Source organism: Pelatocladus sp. BLCC-F211, from assembly GCF_041928655.1.
Lineage (GTDB): Bacteria > Cyanobacteriota > Cyanobacteriia > Cyanobacteriales > Nostocaceae > Pelatocladus.
In genome coordinates, this window is sequence record NZ_JBHFLM010000199.1 from 17,876 (window position 1) to 35,576 (window position 17,701).

Here is a 17,701-nt window from a genome sequence, read left to right on the forward strand (position 1 = left end):
ATTACAAATTTGAATTAGAGAGGCCAAAAATGAACCTTCGGGACTTCTAAAGCCAGACTTGACGAACCCGGCAAATGGCATTCATGCTATTAATCTTATCGTCTATAAAATTGCTGAGGCTTTGTCCAAGTCTGGATATCCAGAACCTACTATTTGCCATTCTTCGCCGATTACTACAGTCACCGACAATTTCGACAAACTTTATTTCCCTTCAGACAGTTTGTCCCGTTCTCCAAAATACACTCGCTACCTGAGCGATGGTAGATTACTCAGAACTCACACCACCGCAATTATGCCAGAGTTACTTTCCCATCTACAGGGAGAACAACTCATCCTCCACCCTGGTATCTGTTATCGTCGGGATGTGGTGGATAAAAGTCATGTGGGTGAACCTCACCAAATGGACGTGTGGTGGCTTTTTAGAGACGCGAAATTTCACGTCTCTACATTAGTTCAATTCATTGAAACTATTCTCTATGCTGTTCTTCCAGGTATACCATATCGCCTAAATGAAACTTCCCATCCCTATACGCATAATGGGTTAGAAATTGAGGTGTTAGTTAATGACAAATGGATTGAAATAGGAGAATGCGGCGAAGTTCATCCTGATTTGTTGCGATCGCATTCTAGTGGTTTAGCCTCTGGTTGGGGATTAGATCGTTTAGCAATGTTAGTAAAGGGAATAGATGACATTCGCTTATTGCGAAGTACCCATCCCCGTATTGCAACCCAAATGACAAATTTAGAACCTTACTACCAAATATCCCATCAACCTAGTATCAACCGAGATATGTCAATTGTCACCGACATAGATACGGAATTAGAAGATATCTGCGAACAAATACTAAATGCATTAGGGTATGAATCAGAACTTGTGGAATCAGTAGATATATTGACTGAAACTCACTATCATCAACTTCCCCCACAGGCGATTCAACGCTTAGGTATCCAACCCCATCAAAAAAATCTTTTGGTGCGGATGACTCTAAGGAGTTTGCACAGTTCAATTACGAATCAAAAAGCAAATATTCTGAGGGATTTGGTTTACCAAAAGATTCATCAAGGTTCCTAGAGTGGGGATGTCGTCCTCAAAGGAAAATAATCATGCAGTTGTAGGTTTGGGAACGTTCTTCTTGGCAGGAACACCCCAGAAGTAGTAATTTGCTTGATAACCAATGCTAACCTCACGGTTTTAATTAGCGCAAAAATCATTTCGGCGATCGCATTGTTCGCATTGCTAGTAAAGCTGTTCCATACGCCGCCTCTGTATTTACAGAACGTAGCATTGGAACCTGTAAATACCGTCCTCTAATTGCTGTCCAAGTGTTATTGGCTGCACCACCACCAGCAGTGTAAACACGAATTAACTTATCCGCTCCCAATTCTTGCAATAACTCATATCCGTGTGCCTCGATTCGGGCAATACTTTCTAATAACCCATGTAAAAATTCCACTGGATGATCTGGACGTGGTTCTAATCGTGGTTGTAAGTTAGGGTCGTTAATTGGAAAGCGATCGCCTGGTTTCAACAAGGGATAATAATCCAAAGTGCTTGCTTTACTGGCATCAATTTCCTGGCTAAGATTTTCTAATTCGGTGTTAGTGAAAAATTGCCGCAGTACAGCACCACCAGTATTAGAAGCGCCCCCAGTTAGCCATAAATCCTCTTTTGTCTCTTGCTTTTTTAAGGAGGGAAATCTATGGCTGTAAATACCATATCTGGAATTTTCTACGCGGGTACGGCTTAAAAGTTTTAGCACTAGTGTAGAACCAAGAGAAGTCACCGCTTCCCCTGGTAACTCTGCACCACTAGCGAGAAATGCTGCAATACTATCTGTCGTACCAGCACACACCAAGCAATTTTTGGGGAAATTGTACTTAGCAGCAATCTCTGGACGTAGCTCACCAATCGGACTACCAGGAGTTACTACTTTTGGTAGATGAATAGAAATTTGTAGTTTCTCTAGCCATTGTGGATATTGCAAAAATTCTACGTCATAACCCAGTTTTAAAGCGTTATGGTAATCGCTAATACCCAATTGTCCATGCAACAGAAATGCTAGCCAATCTGCCTGATGCAGAAAATATCTAGCTTGCGCGAAATCAGCTTGCTGTGACATCCACAGAAGTTTGGCAAGGCTTGAAGTTGCGCTTAATACAGTATGATTTGGGGGTGCTACACTCTTTAACCTGTCGATAACCACAGCACCTCGTCCATCGTTGTACAGCAAAGGTGTATCTACAGGATTACCGCCAGCATCGCTCAATAAGACAGTCGAAGAAGTCCCATTGATCGCGATCGCCTTAATTTCTCGTCGCCATTCCCCAGAAATTTGCCCTAGCAGGCTAAATAAAGCCGTCCGCCAAATATTTGCTAAGTCAACGACGCGAGGGGACATCTCAAACGGGTAACGTACCTCTTGTTGCACAATCCCTACTTCATCAATCACCACACCCCGTGCGCCAGATGTCCCAAAATCAATACCTAGATAAAATCCCATATATATATAACTTTTTTAGAAAAACTTGATTGCCCCTACACCTCTACACCCCCATACCCCTACACCCCTATTTCTTGACTAATTTGTTTCATCTTGTAACAACCTATTCCCCAATCTTGGCAAAACAAGGAAAAGTAGTAAACGAACTGATCAAATTTTGTTGAGATTAGGAGGATTGAAACCATGACTGATACTCAAGTCTACATCGCTCTGGTTGTGGCACTGCTCCCAGGATTTCTGGCTTGGCGGTTAGCAACAGAACTTTACAAATAAACCATTGACTTAACCAAAACAAGTCGGAATTGGCGATCGGCAATTTGGAATAATCATTCATTCCGAATTCCGCTCTCCTAATTCCGAATTGTTGTATAGTTTGCACAAGCAAAAGCCCCTGTTGGGAATTTCAAATTCTCAATTCCCAATTCCAAATTCAGTTGACTTACTTTCAAATTCGATATAAAAGCCAATAAACCTGACTATACGGGGCGCATTTGCTGAAAACTTGCGGTTTAGTACCGTTCAGACTCAATGTGCAAATACGTACGTATGTTAGGTTTATTTTTAACTAGCTGCACACGTGTAGCAATTTCCGAAAAATGAAGTAATATGACAGCTAAATAAGGCCGTAAACAGGGCTGGAGCATTGTTTACGTGCATCAGTTTCATCAGCGAGGTTCTTTTAAATACTATGAATGCGATTCAACCGTCCAGACCCCCGCTACAACCAACACCAAAACGCCGAGTTGTTCCTCGACCAAAACGCCATCTGCGTCAACATTCTTACAAAGTGATGGCGTTGGAAACAACAGCAAAGATCGGGGTGAATATTGTGATTTCAGCAGCAGCAGTATCTGCGCTGATACAACTTCTACCATATCACTGGTCACGGCAAGCCAAGTTACAAGAAATTCGGACGGAAGTCAGGCAATTGGAAGCACGAGTAAACAGCCTGAATACGGAATTTAGCCGTAACTTCGATCCGCGTCAAGCCAAAAGCATTATGCAGGAGCAAGGATATCGCTTTGACCCCAACCAGCGTCAAATCATGCTGATTAAGCCGAAAGCGGTAGAAGTCGAACAAGTAGAATCTTCTCCTTAATTGCAGGTGTGGCTTGAAATTTAGCTCCTTTAGGTTTATTGCTAATAAAGAGCATAAAAATATCTGGTATATCAAAAATAGTTAAGAGCTAATAGTTAATAGTTAATAGCTAATTTTTTTCCTTGGAAGCTATCTAGTTATCATCTATTAACTATTAGCCATTAAAACAGCTATCAGTTATCAGTCAACAGTGATCAGTTAATCCCCATAGCTTAGAAATTATACCATTTCTTTATGAAGCTGCGCTAAATTGTATTGACTTCTTCTTTCTTTGTGTTCTTTGTGTTCTACCCTAGCGCTTCGACACTCCCTGTCTACTTGCAGAAGTCGCTAACGCGCCTACCGTAGGTAGCCGAGTAAAGCGCGTCTATGTGGTTCGTTCCTTATATAATTAGGCGCATCTTCATACAGAATTGGTATTAGGGGATTTAAGTAAGGATGTTATTTATATTTTGATACGATTGAACCCGCTTTTTTTCTACCCTATTTCCAGCTGATAACTGTTTACTGTAGCCTGCGGCAAGCCGCTGACGCGTCTACACTATTCACTGAATTTTGGTTAACTCATTGAACCAGTTTTCAACTTGTAAACGCAAGCGCCAACCGGGGATTTCCTCCTCGGTGTCACCGGAGGGTAGTAAAAGTAAAGCGCGACGATAATCGGCGATCGCACAATTCCAGTCGCCCCAGAGATGATAAGTTCTACCGCGTTCTGCGAAAATACGACCTTCTAGCTGACCAAACAGCAGCGCTATCTCAAAATTATCGATCGCCTCTTCATATTGTCCCAAGTCGCGCAAAGTAATGCCTCTATTCAACCATGCTCGGACATAACTAGGATTCAAGTCTAGCGCCTGATCATAGTCAGCGATCGCTGCTACTAATTCCCCACGAGCAGCGTAGTAGTTAGCTCGATTATTATAAGCGCTAACCAATTTAGGATTGAGTTGCAAAGCCGTGTTGTAATCGCAAAAAGCTTTTTGGCTTTCACCGCATTGAAAATAAATGAGTCCCCGGTTGTTGTAATCAATCGCATTTTGGGGATGACGGTTGATCAATTGACTCAACAGCGCGATCGCTTCAGGATAATCTCCTTGTTGTGCTGACTTCAAAGCACAAGAGCGTAAGTAGCCGTCACCGAAAGCAGATTCGCCGCTACCCTTATTTTCTCGCTGCTGAAGATTATTGGTAGTTTTTAACACGTTTGTGTATCTGTGATTTTGCTGTTCACCAGATGCTAAAAATGAGTGGCTGTTCATATCTTCCTGCCTGAGCTGCTAGCTCTGTGAATCAACTTATAATTTTTGCAGTGCTTGTGGTTCTGCCCCTGTGTCACTTACTAAGGTGTCTATGAGTACATATAGAAGCACCATATATGAATATTACCCACCAATACACGATGAATAACGTCATATTTAAATTAAGCCTTGAGTTTAAGAGTAGATACTTCATCCTCAAGTTCAATTCCAGAAAACAGCAAATATCAATCCAGCAGACTAGTCAAGTAGCAGGAGCAACAACTTGCTAGAATGCCAACAAACCCTTCAGATTTTTTTAATTGAATCTTTACGTTTTGTAAACAAATCCTTATGCCAACAGCAGCTTCTTACCCTAATGCACCTGATCTCACAACCGAGGATTACATCGTCATCGGTTTAGCTACCTGCTTTATCAAAGAAGACGGAGAAGTTCATCAAGTCGAAGTCATAGAACCCATTCCCTCAGCCGCTTTAGAAGCCCTTGTTAAAGGAATTCCCACTTCCTACAAATTTGCTTGGGCTACAACTTTGGGAAATGTTGTAGATGGTGAAACACTGCAAAAGCCAAATAATTTTCCACAAACAGCTCAGTTTAGTGATGAATTTTTGCAACGTACTATTGCAGCTGCTCGCACCTACAAGCGCAAGGAAAATGCAAAATCCTTGATTCCAATCGGCACTATCTACACAGATTTTCAATATTCTACCGAACGCAAACGCGTCTTGAATGCTAGTCGAGTTGTCACCAAAGAAGACAATGTCAAACAGCACTCTCACACTCATAAGATTCTTTAATAGTCAAGTGTCAATCGTCCAGAGTCAGTAGTTTTTCAAGCATTGATCATTGACCATTGACCAAAAATCAACAAACAACAATCAACAATCATCTATGCTTAAACTTTACGGTGGCGCTCGTAGTCGCGCTTCCATTGTTCAATGGTATCTTGAGGAATTAGGACTTCCCTACGAATATGTCATGCTAGACATGCAGGCTGGAGAACATCGTCAACCAGCATATTTAGCAATTAACCCAATGGGGAAAGTGCCAGCAATTACTGATGGTGATTTGCAACTCTGGGAATCGGGAGCAATATTACTTTATTTGGATGAAAAGTATGGTAAAGTCCAGCACTCTCCAGAAGAAAGAGCAAAAATAGCCCAATGGATATTGTTTGGTAATTCCACCTTGGCTACAGGGATATTTGTAGAAACCAATCGTGAACGAGAAATGCCTCGTTTAATGGCTCCCCTTAATGACATTCTCCAACGTCAACTATTTTTATTAGGTGGTGGATTTACTGTTGCTGATGTTGCAGTGGGTTCTGTCTTAGCTTATATTCCAATGATGCTCAAGCTAGACCTCAGTTCTTATCCAGCTGTGTTCACCTACATTAAACGCCTGTCTGAACGTCCTGCTTTTCAAGCAAGTATCAGTTCTCGAAAATAAATATTTAGTTGGTTGTTGGTTGCTGATTGTTGTTGATTGATTTTCCTAACAACTAACAATTAACAACTAACAATTAAAAACTAACAACTAAGTAATTTACCGATAATTTGTAAATTGCAAAGCCACAGGAAAGTCCTCTTGTTTTAAACGTTGAATGACGGTTTGCAATTCATCTTTACTTTTAGCGCTGACACGCACAGCATCACCTTGAATTGAGGCTTGCACCTTTTTAAATTCATCACGAATTAATTTAGAAATTTGCTTGGCAATTTCCTGACTGATGCCTTTTTTTAGTTTGATTTCTTGACGAACACGGTTCCCACTAGCTGATTCAACTTTACCAAAATCAAAGATTTTTTGAGAAAGATTACGCTTGGCAGCCTTTTCTCGCAAGATATTATGTACAGATTCTAAGGTGAACTCGCTATCAGTGTTGATGATGATGCTTTGTTCACCCAATTCTATTGTAGTTTGAGTATCTTTGAGGTCGTAACGGCCTTTAATGTCTCGTGCGGTTTGATCAACAGCGTTAACCAACTCTTGTCTGTCAAAATCACTTACAGTATCAAAGGAATACGTAGAAGCCATAGGAACAATGTAATTCTAGATGTTTGGTGGTTTGTGGTTGATTGTTGGTAGTTCGTTGTCAATAATTTTTCCATAGACGCGCTTTACTCGGCTACCGACGATAGGCGGTACAGCAAACAACTGACAACAATCAACAAAAAATAACTAACTTGTAGCTCTGATTATACTTATTACCAAAAGCCTTCGCTCTCTAGCCCCTCGATATGGGACATGGGGTTGTAGCTTGCAATCTTGACCGACACTTTAGACAATCGCTCTACTTCCGTCAGTTTTTGCAATTTGTAATAAATTCTGACAGCAGATTTAATTTGTTTAAATGACTATTATTTGTAGTGGGAAACAGCTGTTTGCCCTGACGACAAGACTGTATATTATTTAAGCTGATTAGCTGAAAGTTCCCATTTCAGACCAGCTATGATCAACTGCCCATAATAAATTATGTTAAAAAAATTACTATTATCCCAATCTCTGCGTATTATCTGTGTTGCCTTCACTATTGGACTTGTTGGGTGTAATTATTTAGGTAATTTGTTTAATTCTCCTGCTACAACGACTGAATCTTCAGGTGAATCAAACAAGAATCTACCTAAAGTTGTTGCAACCAATAGTGTAATTTGTGACTTAGTGAAACAGGTAGCTGAAAATACAGTTAATCTGACTTGCTTAATTTCTCCTGGTGTCGATCCTAATCGCTATCAATCAAAACCAGGTGATCGCCAAGCCATAGAACAAGCCAAAATAATTTTTTTTAATGGATATAACCTTGAACCAACAAGTTTATTTAAATTAATCAGAGCTAGTAAAAACGGCGCAGCTAAAATAGCAGTTGCTCAACGTGCAGTTCCCAAACCATTGCAGTATAGAAAAAATGGCAAGTTAGTATCCAATCCTTATGTTTGGCATCATCCGAAAAATGGTATCAAGATGGCAGAGGTTATTAGCGCTAACTTAAGTAGAGTCATACCTGAAAATGCTTCATTATATGGAAGAAATACACAAAAAATTAAAAAAGAATTAAACCAGTTAGATGTATGGATTAAGTTACGTATTGATAGTATTCCTGCGAAAAATCGTAAATTAATTGCAACTAATGATGATGCCATTATTTATTATACAAAAGCCTACAATCTTACATCTATAGGCATTTTGGAAAGAATTAATAATGTTAAACCAACACCCGTAAGAATTAAAGCGGTAGTTCGAGAAATCAGAAGAGCAACAGTGCCAACAATTTTTGTAGACAGCACAACTAACTCTAATGTTATTAATAAAGTTGCCAAGCAAGCACAAGTACAAGTCGCGGAAAGGCAAATTTTGGCTGAAAATTTGGGTAAACCAGGTAATTATGGAGATACTTATCAAAAAATGTTAACTGCTAATACTCGTACAATTGTTGAAGGTTTAGGGGGGACATATTTAATATTTGAACCGCAAGCTTTAGCTAACAAAAATTAAGTTAAGTTAAGTTAGACAATTTTATTTTTTTGATGATACAAATACATAAGTAGGGACGTATAACTACACGCCCCTACGACAAATTTAATTATTTCTGATTTCTCATTTATATTTTATTTGACTTCGCTATGACCAGCAAAAACAAAATGTTCCCGGCGATTACCTTTACTAGTGTCAGGCCATTCGACTAAATAATGCCCTTCTTCAAAATGAGCATCTACAATTGAATAAGTACCAGGTTCAATCTTTATACAACTTTCCTCTGGTAAATCTTTAACTTGTTCTGTTGAAGGTTTGAGGAAAGTAGGTGTTTTAATGATTAAATTGTGTGGTTTGTTACTTATTTTAGAATTGCCTATCAAACCTTTTGTAATTGCATCAGCCATTGTTTGAGCATTGTATTTCGCCATATCAATTGGCGAATCGCAAAAGCAGCATTCGACCAAAATAGCTGGCATATTAGTATTCTTTAAAACAAAATAGTTAGCACTTTTAACTCCTCTGTCTCTAAATCCGAGTTCAACAATTTCATTTAAAACTCTATCAGCAACTTCACAGGCTTTAGGACTGATAGCGTAAACTTCTGTACCATTCGCTGTACCATTAAATTTATTAAAGTGAATCGAAACGTAAAAATCTACCTTTTCTTGGTTAGCTTTATTCACTCTTTTACTCAGAGAGTCATTCAGGTCAGTAGCAGAACTAGGAGTACAATTAACAACTGTATTCCCTGCTTTTTGTAAGTTTTGAATTACAATTTCGCCAACTGCTTTGGTTAAATCGTCTTCTTGCTTAATTCCTGTAGCGCCTATATCAGGTGGACAGTTATGACCAATATCAATTCCAAATTTCATACTATAAACTCCTAAATTGTGTGAAGTGCGACAAATGTACTTGTTAAAGCCAGAATCCTGTGTTTTCTGTACGCTTTATCACTACTTCACATTCAAAAAAGGAGTTTTCGGAAAATCAAACAAAATTTGGATTTGATAGTGAAAACTCAACTTATTGTTTTCTTACCATCCCCAACTACCAGGAATACCTTTGAAAGGCCCAACGATATCACTCGTGATCCAGCCACCATAAAAATTACCTGGTTGTGGTTGTACTTTTTCGTCATCTACATAACAAGCATCCATAAAATGAGCATAAAAAGCTACATGATTTTTCAAAGATGCAAAAGCAGGTGTAGGATTCGGATAAAACCAAGCAGCATTTTGTACTTCTTTCTCGCCTACGCGAATTGTGTAGTAACCAGCACTTCCTTTCCACTCACAAAAGCTAGATTGTGGTGATTGGATTAAGTATTCCATTTTGATATCTTCTGGAGGTATGTAATAAGAAGGCGGATGACTAGTTTCTAAGACGCGCTTGGCGTGATGAGTATCGGCGATCGCCACACCATTAAATATTATTTGGATATGCTTATTTGTTTCCTCAAGGCGAGGAGGACGGGGATAATCCCAGACAGATTCTTGTCCGGGGTTAGGTTCAATACGTTGAGGTTTGATCATTTTATTTGTTGTTAGTTCTTGGTTATTAGCTGTTAGTGATCAATAATTATCTGCGGGGTTAGAGCATCTCCATTAGGCTTGACACAAGGATTCAAAAGAATCTAAATTACTGTGTAGTCAAACAAGCACTGAGAACCTGAATCATATAATTTATTATCCATAGCTGTGCGTTCAAACTCAAACCACATCGAAAATAGCAAATGCGATCGCGATTCTCTACCTACTCAAATTTAAACCTAAAAAGAGAGCAGCAACACTACCTGCTACACAAATTTCTCCCTGGATAATTTTTTCTAAAACTGATTCAACAGGTATTAAAATAACCTCTATTTCTTCTGTAATATCCAATTGTTGTTCACTTGTTTTCATGACATTTTCTGCTAAAAATAAATGTAATTGATTGGTATCTTTACTGGGTCGATCATATAAAGTAGCTACTTTTTTAATTTTTTTAGCTGTATAGCCAGTTTCTTCTTCCAGTTCTCTTTTAGCTGCTATTTCGGCACTTTCTTGATTGGGATCAAAATTACCAGCAGGTAATTCGATAAAAAAATCTTCTACTGCATGTCTATATTGGCGGACAAAGACAATTTCTTGGTTGGTAGTAATAGCTAAAATTAACGCTACTTCTGGTTTAATATGGACAAAATAATCATCTATAATTTTGCCAGTCGGTAAGATAATCTCATCTTGCCTAACTTGACACCAAGGATGGTTTAATACCAATTTTGATTGTAATAATTTCCATTTTTTTAATTTTTGCATAGATTTTATTTATATGATTTGTGAGAATAGTAAAGCCCAGACCCCCAACTTATCCAATAATTTCGGGGATTTTGTCTTTCACGAATGATTTCATAAATTTTAATTTATATTAACACATCAAATATCTTAAATATATTTAATATGAGAATCAAATTAAAATAAACTGATAAAAATATTATAAATATTTTTAATAAACTTAGGACTTACGCAATAACTCTCCCAAACTCTTATTTCTTCGTGTCCTTTGTGGTTCGTTTTTTCATGATTTTGCGTAAGTCCTAAAACTCTCAGCTTAAATTAATCTTTTCCGCAATCTCAGGTATTAGATTGGAATTAATAAATAAATTTAGAGGATCGCCTAATTATGAAAGTCAAAATTTTAGCATTTTTAACTACTTTTACTCTCTTGACTGTCGGTTGTACAAAGAATGTAGACTCTAAGCAGTCAGTGAATGAAGCCCAGCCTGTAGCTAGCGCCGAGGTATCCCAACCAGGAAAGTTTGTTGCTGGAGAACATCCTACTCAAGGGAACGTTAAAGTTGTGACAGAGAATGGTAAACGTTATCTAGAATTAGATGAAAGTTTTAAAACAAGCAAAGGCCCTGATTTATTTGTAATTTTGTACAAAAATGAAACAGTACCAATATCTGGGATTAAAGAAAAAGATTATCTAAAAATTGCTGCTTTACAAAAAACAAGTGGTAATCAACGCTATCTCCTTCCTAATAATGTAAACTTAGTAGATTATAAATCTGTAGTAATTTGGTGTCGTCAGTTCAATGCAACTTTTGGTTATGCGCCTTTAGGCAGTTGAATTTAGTTCATAACTCATAATTAAATATGAGCTAAAATTTTAATAAGTTTGTAGTAAGCACTTTAGTGCTTGAATATATGAGGACTAAAGTCCATCCTACAAACATATTTACCCTTTTCACTTAATATGACGATATACCAGTAGTTATTTATTGGATTGGAACAAGAATACTAATATTATACTTTTAATTAAAGCCAATAGTGAATATAATCAATGTGATTGGTAGAAAATTTGATACTTTTTCATTAAGGTTACGTCTCACAATTGGCATTGCTGTACTTTCTGCTTTGGGTAATGCTGGTATTGCGTTCTGGACAACCTGGAAAATACAGCAACTTTTAATTAATAGTCATAAACAAAACATTGAAAATCTTACTGTACGTTTTCCACAGGATGTGGAATTGTACAGTGAAATGATGCTACCAGAGGTAGGTTTACAAAAAGCTATTAATAATTTAACAACTAAAAATATATTTTTATGGATTAAAAGTCCTGAAGAAAAATTGTTAGCGAAATCTATAATTTCAGATAACTTATCTAATGCTAGATTATCTGAGTTAATGTCTATAGCCGAAATGCCAATTAGACCACAAGTTTATCAAATTAACCAACGTTACTTTGTATTATGTAGTGATCTTTTACGTGTACGCGGAAAAGTACTGGGAAAATTATTTGTAGTACAAGATATTACTCGTGAGCAAACAATGTTTTTGGCAATAGTACATAGTTTGAGAATCGCGAGTTTTCTGATCGTTATAGTGATATCTGTGGCGATCGCATTTTACGTGCGGCGATCTTTACAACCCTTGTGCGATCTGAGTCAAATGACGGCAGTGCTTTCTATTGTAGATTTATCAAAAGTACAACTATCTGTAGATCATGCACCTAGTGAAGTGAGAGAATTAGCTCAAACTTTCAACATGATGTTATCACGTCTGTCTCAATCTTGGGAACAAGAGCGAGAATTTGTCAGTAATGTGTCTCATGAATTACGTACACCTTTAACAATAGTATATGGTTATTTACAAAGTGTTTTACGACGACAAGATAATTTAACAGAAGTTCAACAAGAAGCATTAGAAACTGCTGCCTCGGAAGCAGAACGTACCATTCATCTGTTAGAAGATTTACTCGATTTAGCACGGGCAGATAGTGGTCATTTACATTTTAATTTTGGATCTTTTTTATTGAATGATTTGCTAGTAGAACTAGTAGAAATGTCAGAAAATTACAGTGGAAGAGAAATTAAATATTTACTGAACACTGAACCATTGGAACTGAAAGCAGATTATAATCGCCTCAAACAAGTATTGCTAAATTTAATTGATAATGCTGTTAAATATTCTGAACCGAATACACCTATATTATTGAATGCAAATAAACAAGAACAAGAGGTGATGATTGAAGTTTGTGATCAAGGTTATGGAATTCCTTTACAACATCAATCTCGAATTTTTGAGAGATTTTATCGCATAGATGAATCTCGGAATCAAGCCACTGGTGGTACAGGTTTGGGATTATCAATTGTCAAGACACTGGTAGAAGGTATGGGTGGGAAAGTATCAGTGCGATCGCGCTTAGGTGAAGGAAGTATATTTACTGTTATTTTGCCCGTCAAATAATCTTGGCTAAATTTTCTATACAATTCATCAGCCTTTTACTCTCTATTTTCTTAGTAACTCTTAATTAACTTCTCAGTCTGATGTAAAAATCGCAACGGATAATCAAAATAGCGATTCCAAACAGGTATGCAGTGATATGTGCATTGATTTTGGCAGAGAAATTTGCGGTACTCTCGATTTAGCAGAGTCACGAGAATGGCTAGTCACTAATGGTATCGGTGGATACGCCTCTGGTACAGTAGCAGGTTTGCTCAGTCGCCGCTACCACGGGTTACTAATAGCAGCCCTCAAACCGCCTGTGGCTCGCACTCTCATGTTAGCCAAGCTGGATGAAACGGTTTTGTATGGCGATCGGATTTACCCTTTGCACACAAATCGTTGGGCTGATGAAATTGTCAGTCCTCAAGGCTACCAGCACATAGAACGTTTTTTTTTGGAAGGTACTATTCCCGTATGGCACTTTGCTTGTGCTGATGCGCTTTTAGAAAAACGAGTTTGGATGCAACAGGGCGCTAACACTACCTACGTGCGCTATGTGTTACGTCGTGCTTCTGCACCATTACAGCTAACACTCAAAGCATTAATCAACTACCGAGATTATCATGGTAGTACGCAAAGCAACAACTGGCAAATGAGTGTTGAACCTGTTTACCAAGGAATTTGTGTAACAGCCTATCCAACTGCTATACCACTTTATTTGTTGTGCGATCATGCGAGCGCCATTCCTGCACATAATTGGTATTACGGATTTAATTTGGCAGCAGAACGCTATCGGGGATTGAGCGACAAGGAGGATCATTTACACGCCGCAACTTTCCAAATTACTCTGAATCCTGGTGAAGCTTTGACCTTTGTTGCTAGCACAGACAAGCAACCAGATTTACATGGTGAAACAACCCTCAGATTGCGCCATGCTCAAGAACAAAAGTTGATCAATCTTTGGAAAATCAACCGTCCTTCCCACGCCAAAGAAACTCCTGCTTGGGTAAACCATCTAGTTTTAGCTGCTGATCAATTTATTGTAGATCGTTCCTTGCCCGATGACATGCATGGCAAAACGATCATCGCAGGCTATCACTGGTTTAGTGATTGGGGACGAGATACAATGATTAGCTTACCAGGGCTAACCATCTCTACAGGTCGCCCCGAAATAGCCCGTTATATTCTCCACACTTTTGCCAAGTATGTCAACCAGGGAATGCTTCCCAATCGCTTTCCAGATGCGGGCGAAATACCAGAATATAATACTGTGGATGCTACTCTCTGGTATTTTGAAGCTCTACGCGCTTACTACAACGCCACAGAAGATGATGACTTCTTAGAAGAGATGTTTCCCATCCTGGCAGATATCATCGATTGGCATTGTCGCGGCACTCGCTACAATATCCATTTAGATGCAGCAGATGGGCTGCTTTACGCTGGAGAAGCGGGAGTGCAGCTGACTTGGATGGATGCCAAAATTGGTGACTGGGTAGTGACACCCCGGATTGGTAAACCGATAGAAGTCAACACCCTCTGGTATAATGCATTACGGACAATGGCTAACTTTGCTCGCCATATTCGTAAACCTTACCAAGAGTATGACGCGATCGCCGATCGAGCTTTGGTGAGATTCTCGCGCTTTTGGAATCAAGAAACAGGTTACTGCTACGATGTTCTCGATGGGCCTGATGGTGATGATCCTTCCCTGCGTCCTAACCAAATTTTTGCTGTCTGTTTACCTGAAAGCCCTCTCAATTCGACTCAACAAAAAGGTGTTGTTGACGCTTGTGCAAGAATGTTGCTGACTTCCCACGGATTGCGATCGCTTGCAACCGAACATTCCCAATATCAAGGACATTATGGCGGCGATCAACTGCAACGGGATAGTGCTTATCATCAGGGAACAGTGTGGGGATGGTTAATTGGCCCCTTTGTACAGGCACATCTGCGAGTTTACAAAGATCCTGTCCAAGCACGGCAATTTCTTGAGCCAATGGCGAATCACCTACACGCCCACGGGCTTGGTAGTCTAAGCGAAATCTTTGATGGCGATCCTCCTATGACACCAAGGGGTTGCATTGCTCAAGCTTGGACTGTAGCGGAAGTACTACAGGCTTGGTTAGCAACTGAAGTGTCATAGTTTCCAAACTAATAACACTTTCATTCAAAGAGACGCTTAATTTCTCTGCGTCTCCTTCTCTATCATTCTCTACTTCTTTAGATCGAGGAGTATCAATCCATTGCAGCTTGATTTATGTGGCATTGGTTACACAACCCAAAAAACTCTAAGGTGTGGTAAAAAATTTTAAAATTATGGGTGACTTGCAATTGTGCTTCTAGTTCGTGGGCTGGACACTGATTAATTGGAATTGAAGTACCACATTGCAAACAGGTGAGATGATGCTTATCTTGCTGCACTAAGCTATAGAGGGCTTCACCGTTAGCCAATGTCCGCACTTGCACCATACCTTCGAGTTTTAAGGTTTCTAAAGAGCGGTAAACTGTTGCCAGACCCATACTTTGATCGCGGTTACGCAATTCCACATAAATATCTTGGGCAGAAATGCCTTGTTTGACGGTTTTGAGAAGATTCAGAATCCGCTCTTGGCTACGGGTGCGTACGGCTTTCATAGACACTATCTTGAAAATAGGGGCAAGGGTCAAGCTATATCTTGGCTGACTTATAGCTTAACGCCAATGATTTGTCATCTTCAATTGTCGCTGAACTGCAACATAAAGATATAGTATGAGCGTAGCAGCATTCAGCAAAAGTCAGTGCAAAGGAAGTATCGAGCCAAAATTTTTGTCACACTCCGTCCTTCAGTTTTAGACCCTGCTGGTGTAGCAGTGCAGTCTGGGCTGAAGCAAATGGGATACAATAACGTAGAACAAGTGCGGATTGGCAAGTATATAGAGGTCACCTTGATCTCACCAGATGAAAACTCTGCGCGTCGAAATCTGGATCAGATATGTGATCAGATGTTAGCAAATCCAGTAATTGAAAATTATCGGTTTGATCTAATTGAAGTTGAATCACAGACTGGAGTGATTTAAAAACGATGGGGAATTCTAATGACAAATGACCAATGACAAATGACAAATGACTAATTATGAAATTTGGTGTTGTTGTTTTTCCAGGCTCTAATTGCGATCGCGATGTTGCTTACGTTACCAGGGACATCTTAGGACAACCAACTCGCATGGTTTGGCATCAAGATACGGATATTGCTGATTTAGATGTGATTATTATCCCTGGTGGATTTAGTTATGGTGATTATTTGCGTTGTGGTGCGATCGCTCGTTTCTCACCCGTAATGCAACAAGTCATCGAACATGCACAAAAAGGTAAATTTGTCTTGGGTATTTGCAATGGATTTCAGGTATTAACTGAAGCAGGATTATTACCAGGAGTACTAACGAGAAATCGGGATTTGCATTTTATTTGCGATCGCACTCCCCTAAAAGTCGTACGCAATGATTTAGCTTGGACACAAGCTTATTCTACTGGTGAAGTTATCACTTTACCCATTGCCCACGGGGAAGGACGATTTTATGCAGATAAAAAGACTCTAGCAAAACTTGAAGATAACAATCAAATAGTGTTCCGCTACCAGGGTGATAATCCTAACGGCTCGCTCAAAAATATTGCCGGTATTTGCAATACTACAGGTAATGTCTTAGGGATGATGCCACACCCAGAGAGAGCCGCAGATCCCGCCGTTGGTGGTACAGATGGGTTGAGGTTGTTTGCTGGTTTGTTAGAGAAAGCAGTCGTGGCAGCAGGAGTTTAGTACATTAGTACGAATTAAGCCTGTGGATAGGGTATTCCTCGTGTTTGCGAATCTAAGCTGAGATGTATTCAGTAACGCAAATCGAGGAAATTATTATGCCCGGTGGACACGCTAGCCATAAAGGCACTTCTGCTAAACCCAACGTCAACGCCAGTGGACTTACTAATGCTGCTGACGATGCTACAGAAAATCCGCAAGAAGTTGTAGGAAATCGTACTGACTCTTCGAGTAGAACGGATGAAGCGACGGTAAATCCTGCTGCTGTTGAGCGTCCGCAAGAACCGGATGAGCAAGAGTAGGGTTTGGCAAATTTTTTATGTAGGGGCGCACAGCTAACTTTGCGCTTTGACACAACAGTTATTCTCACAAAAATATTAAGATCCAACTATTTTTTACAAATAGGTGCAGCCTTTCCCAAGTAAATTGTTTTGTCACCTGGATGAATAATAATCCAGTTTAGCTGTTTTAGACGAGTTGTAAGATTAGATATTGTTACACCTAAATCCTTTTGCATTGCATAAAGGTGAGACCATTTCGTCAAATTACGTTCTGCTACCATTTGTTTCAGAATATAATGAGGCATTAGCAAATAACTAGCAAAACTTTGAGCTTGCCGTTCCATCTTTTGTAGTTGACCACTAACAGCACGGCACAAAAAAGGTTGCATATCTATTTCAATATTCTGTTCTATCCGTTCTTCAAACTCGCCGGCAGTCTTCTGATCAACTTATATCTTGCACCTCTGGGGATAAACCACTAATTAGGCAATAGGAGTGTAAAAAAGTGACTCCAGAAGTGAGAAAAGTTTTAAGTAGAAAAAAGAAGCTTATATAACTAAACAAGATGTGAAATTACGTAAATGAC

At 39.2% G+C, this 17,701-nt stretch carries 20 protein-coding genes; 12 read left to right on the plus strand and 8 right to left on the minus strand.

The features are described 5' to 3' along the window. Positions 1 to 58: 58 nt before the first annotated feature. Positions 59 to 1,072, plus strand: a complete 1,014-nt coding sequence (locus ACE1AT_RS23885; RefSeq protein ID WP_374872925.1) for a hypothetical protein — start codon at positions 59 to 61, stop codon at positions 1,070 to 1,072. Between the two features lie 136 nt (positions 1,073 to 1,208). Here ACE1AT_RS23885 and ACE1AT_RS23890 read toward each other — a convergent pair whose 3' ends face one another. Beyond that, positions 1,209 to 2,501 carry an FGGY-family carbohydrate kinase gene (locus ACE1AT_RS23890; protein ID WP_374872927.1) on the minus strand — a complete coding sequence of 431 codons (1,293 nt, stop codon included), beginning with the start codon at positions 2,499 to 2,501 and terminating at the stop codon, positions 1,209 to 1,211. A 183-nt stretch (positions 2,502 to 2,684) separates the two neighbouring features. Here ACE1AT_RS23890 and psaM point away from each other — a divergent pair, with 183 nt between their 5' ends. Both psaM and ACE1AT_RS23900 read left to right on the plus strand, forming a co-directional pair. After that, positions 2,685 to 2,774 carry a photosystem I reaction center subunit XII gene (gene psaM, locus ACE1AT_RS23895; protein WP_016861912.1) on the plus strand — a complete coding sequence of 30 codons (90 nt, stop codon included), beginning with the start codon at positions 2,685 to 2,687 and terminating at the stop codon, positions 2,772 to 2,774. A gap of 415 nt (positions 2,775 to 3,189) precedes the next feature. After that, positions 3,190 to 3,600: a hypothetical protein gene (locus tag ACE1AT_RS23900; RefSeq protein WP_374872929.1), complete on the plus strand. Its 411-nt coding sequence runs from the start codon at positions 3,190 to 3,192 to the stop codon at positions 3,598 to 3,600. Between the two features lie 545 nt (positions 3,601 to 4,145). Here ACE1AT_RS23900 and ACE1AT_RS23905 read toward each other — a convergent pair. Further along, a complete protein-coding gene (locus ACE1AT_RS23905; RefSeq protein ID WP_374872931.1) occupies positions 4,146 to 4,859 on the minus strand; it encodes a tetratricopeptide repeat protein in 714 nt (237 codons plus the stop codon). A 330-nt stretch (positions 4,860 to 5,189) separates the two neighbouring features. Between ACE1AT_RS23905 and ACE1AT_RS23910 the strand changes: the two genes are divergently transcribed. Further along, a complete protein-coding gene (locus ACE1AT_RS23910) occupies positions 5,190 to 5,654 on the plus strand; it encodes a hypothetical protein (RefSeq protein WP_374872933.1) in 465 nt (154 codons plus the stop codon). A gap of 94 nt (positions 5,655 to 5,748) precedes the next feature. After that, complete coding sequence (locus ACE1AT_RS23915; RefSeq protein WP_374872935.1) at positions 5,749 to 6,306, plus strand: glutathione S-transferase family protein; 558 nt, start codon at positions 5,749 to 5,751, stop codon at positions 6,304 to 6,306. 96 nt (positions 6,307 to 6,402) lie between these two features. Here ACE1AT_RS23915 and ACE1AT_RS23920 read toward each other — a convergent pair whose 3' ends face one another. Further along, positions 6,403 to 6,894 (minus strand): YajQ family cyclic di-GMP-binding protein, encoded by a 492-nt coding sequence (locus tag ACE1AT_RS23920; RefSeq protein ID WP_096677982.1) that lies wholly within the window; start codon positions 6,892 to 6,894, stop codon positions 6,403 to 6,405. A gap of 438 nt (positions 6,895 to 7,332) precedes the next feature. On the opposite strand from ACE1AT_RS23920, the gene ACE1AT_RS23925 reads away from it, so the two are divergent. Further along, positions 7,333 to 8,349: a metal ABC transporter solute-binding protein, Zn/Mn family gene (locus ACE1AT_RS23925; protein WP_374872937.1), complete on the plus strand. Its 1,017-nt coding sequence runs from the start codon at positions 7,333 to 7,335 to the stop codon at positions 8,347 to 8,349. A 113-nt stretch (positions 8,350 to 8,462) separates the two neighbouring features. Here ACE1AT_RS23925 and ACE1AT_RS23930 read toward each other — a convergent pair whose 3' ends face one another. From ACE1AT_RS23930 to ACE1AT_RS23940, 3 genes are all read right to left on the minus strand, one after another. Then, positions 8,463 to 9,203, minus strand: a complete 741-nt coding sequence (locus ACE1AT_RS23930; protein WP_374872939.1) for an N-acetylmuramoyl-L-alanine amidase — start codon at positions 9,201 to 9,203, stop codon at positions 8,463 to 8,465. 162 nt (positions 9,204 to 9,365) lie between these two features. Further along, on the minus strand, positions 9,366 to 9,863 hold the full coding sequence (locus ACE1AT_RS23935) for a DUF427 domain-containing protein (protein ID WP_374872941.1): 498 nt from the start codon (positions 9,861 to 9,863) through the stop codon (positions 9,366 to 9,368). A gap of 216 nt (positions 9,864 to 10,079) precedes the next feature. After that, positions 10,080 to 10,628: an NUDIX hydrolase gene (locus ACE1AT_RS23940; RefSeq protein ID WP_374872943.1), complete on the minus strand. Its 549-nt coding sequence runs from the start codon at positions 10,626 to 10,628 to the stop codon at positions 10,080 to 10,082. A gap of 364 nt (positions 10,629 to 10,992) precedes the next feature. Here ACE1AT_RS23940 and ACE1AT_RS23945 point away from each other — a divergent pair, with 364 nt between their 5' ends. The 3 genes from ACE1AT_RS23945 to ACE1AT_RS23955 all read left to right on the plus strand — a co-directional run bounded on the left by ACE1AT_RS23945 (position 10,993) and on the right by ACE1AT_RS23955 (position 15,186). Next, positions 10,993 to 11,442, plus strand: coding sequence for a DM13 domain-containing protein (locus tag ACE1AT_RS23945; protein WP_374872945.1), 450 nt, complete (start codon positions 10,993 to 10,995; stop codon positions 11,440 to 11,442). A gap of 200 nt (positions 11,443 to 11,642) precedes the next feature. Beyond that, positions 11,643 to 13,064: a sensor histidine kinase gene (locus ACE1AT_RS23950; RefSeq protein WP_374872947.1), complete on the plus strand. Its 1,422-nt coding sequence runs from the start codon at positions 11,643 to 11,645 to the stop codon at positions 13,062 to 13,064. A 136-nt stretch (positions 13,065 to 13,200) separates the two neighbouring features. Beyond that, entirely contained in the window at positions 13,201 to 15,186 is a 1,986-nt protein-coding gene (locus tag ACE1AT_RS23955) for an amylo-alpha-1,6-glucosidase (RefSeq protein WP_374872949.1), read from the plus strand. Positions 15,187 to 15,278: 92 nt separating this feature from the next. Here the strand turns inward: ACE1AT_RS23955 and ACE1AT_RS23960 are convergent, their stop codons facing one another. Then, positions 15,279 to 15,677 carry a Fur family transcriptional regulator gene (locus ACE1AT_RS23960; RefSeq protein ID WP_374872951.1) on the minus strand — a complete coding sequence of 133 codons (399 nt, stop codon included), beginning with the start codon at positions 15,675 to 15,677 and terminating at the stop codon, positions 15,279 to 15,281. Between the two features lie 144 nt (positions 15,678 to 15,821). Between ACE1AT_RS23960 and purS the strand changes: the two genes are divergently transcribed. From purS to ACE1AT_RS23975, 3 genes are all read left to right on the plus strand, one after another. After that, positions 15,822 to 16,100, plus strand: coding sequence for a phosphoribosylformylglycinamidine synthase subunit PurS (gene purS / locus ACE1AT_RS23965; RefSeq protein WP_017309803.1), 279 nt, complete (start codon positions 15,822 to 15,824; stop codon positions 16,098 to 16,100). A gap of 56 nt (positions 16,101 to 16,156) precedes the next feature. Next, the gene (gene purQ, locus ACE1AT_RS23970; RefSeq protein ID WP_374872954.1) at positions 16,157 to 16,837 is read left to right on the plus strand and encodes a phosphoribosylformylglycinamidine synthase subunit PurQ; all 681 of its coding nucleotides are present in this window, start codon (positions 16,157 to 16,159) and stop codon (positions 16,835 to 16,837) included. A 95-nt stretch (positions 16,838 to 16,932) separates the two neighbouring features. Beyond that, positions 16,933 to 17,136, plus strand: a complete 204-nt coding sequence (locus ACE1AT_RS23975; RefSeq protein ID WP_374872958.1) for a hypothetical protein — start codon at positions 16,933 to 16,935, stop codon at positions 17,134 to 17,136. 86 nt (positions 17,137 to 17,222) lie between these two features. On the opposite strand, the gene ACE1AT_RS23980 is transcribed toward ACE1AT_RS23975, so the two are convergent. Beyond that, positions 17,223 to 17,504: an ImmA/IrrE family metallo-endopeptidase gene (locus tag ACE1AT_RS23980; RefSeq protein ID WP_374872956.1), complete on the minus strand. Its 282-nt coding sequence runs from the start codon at positions 17,502 to 17,504 to the stop codon at positions 17,223 to 17,225. Between the last annotated feature and the right edge of the window lie 197 nt (positions 17,505 to 17,701).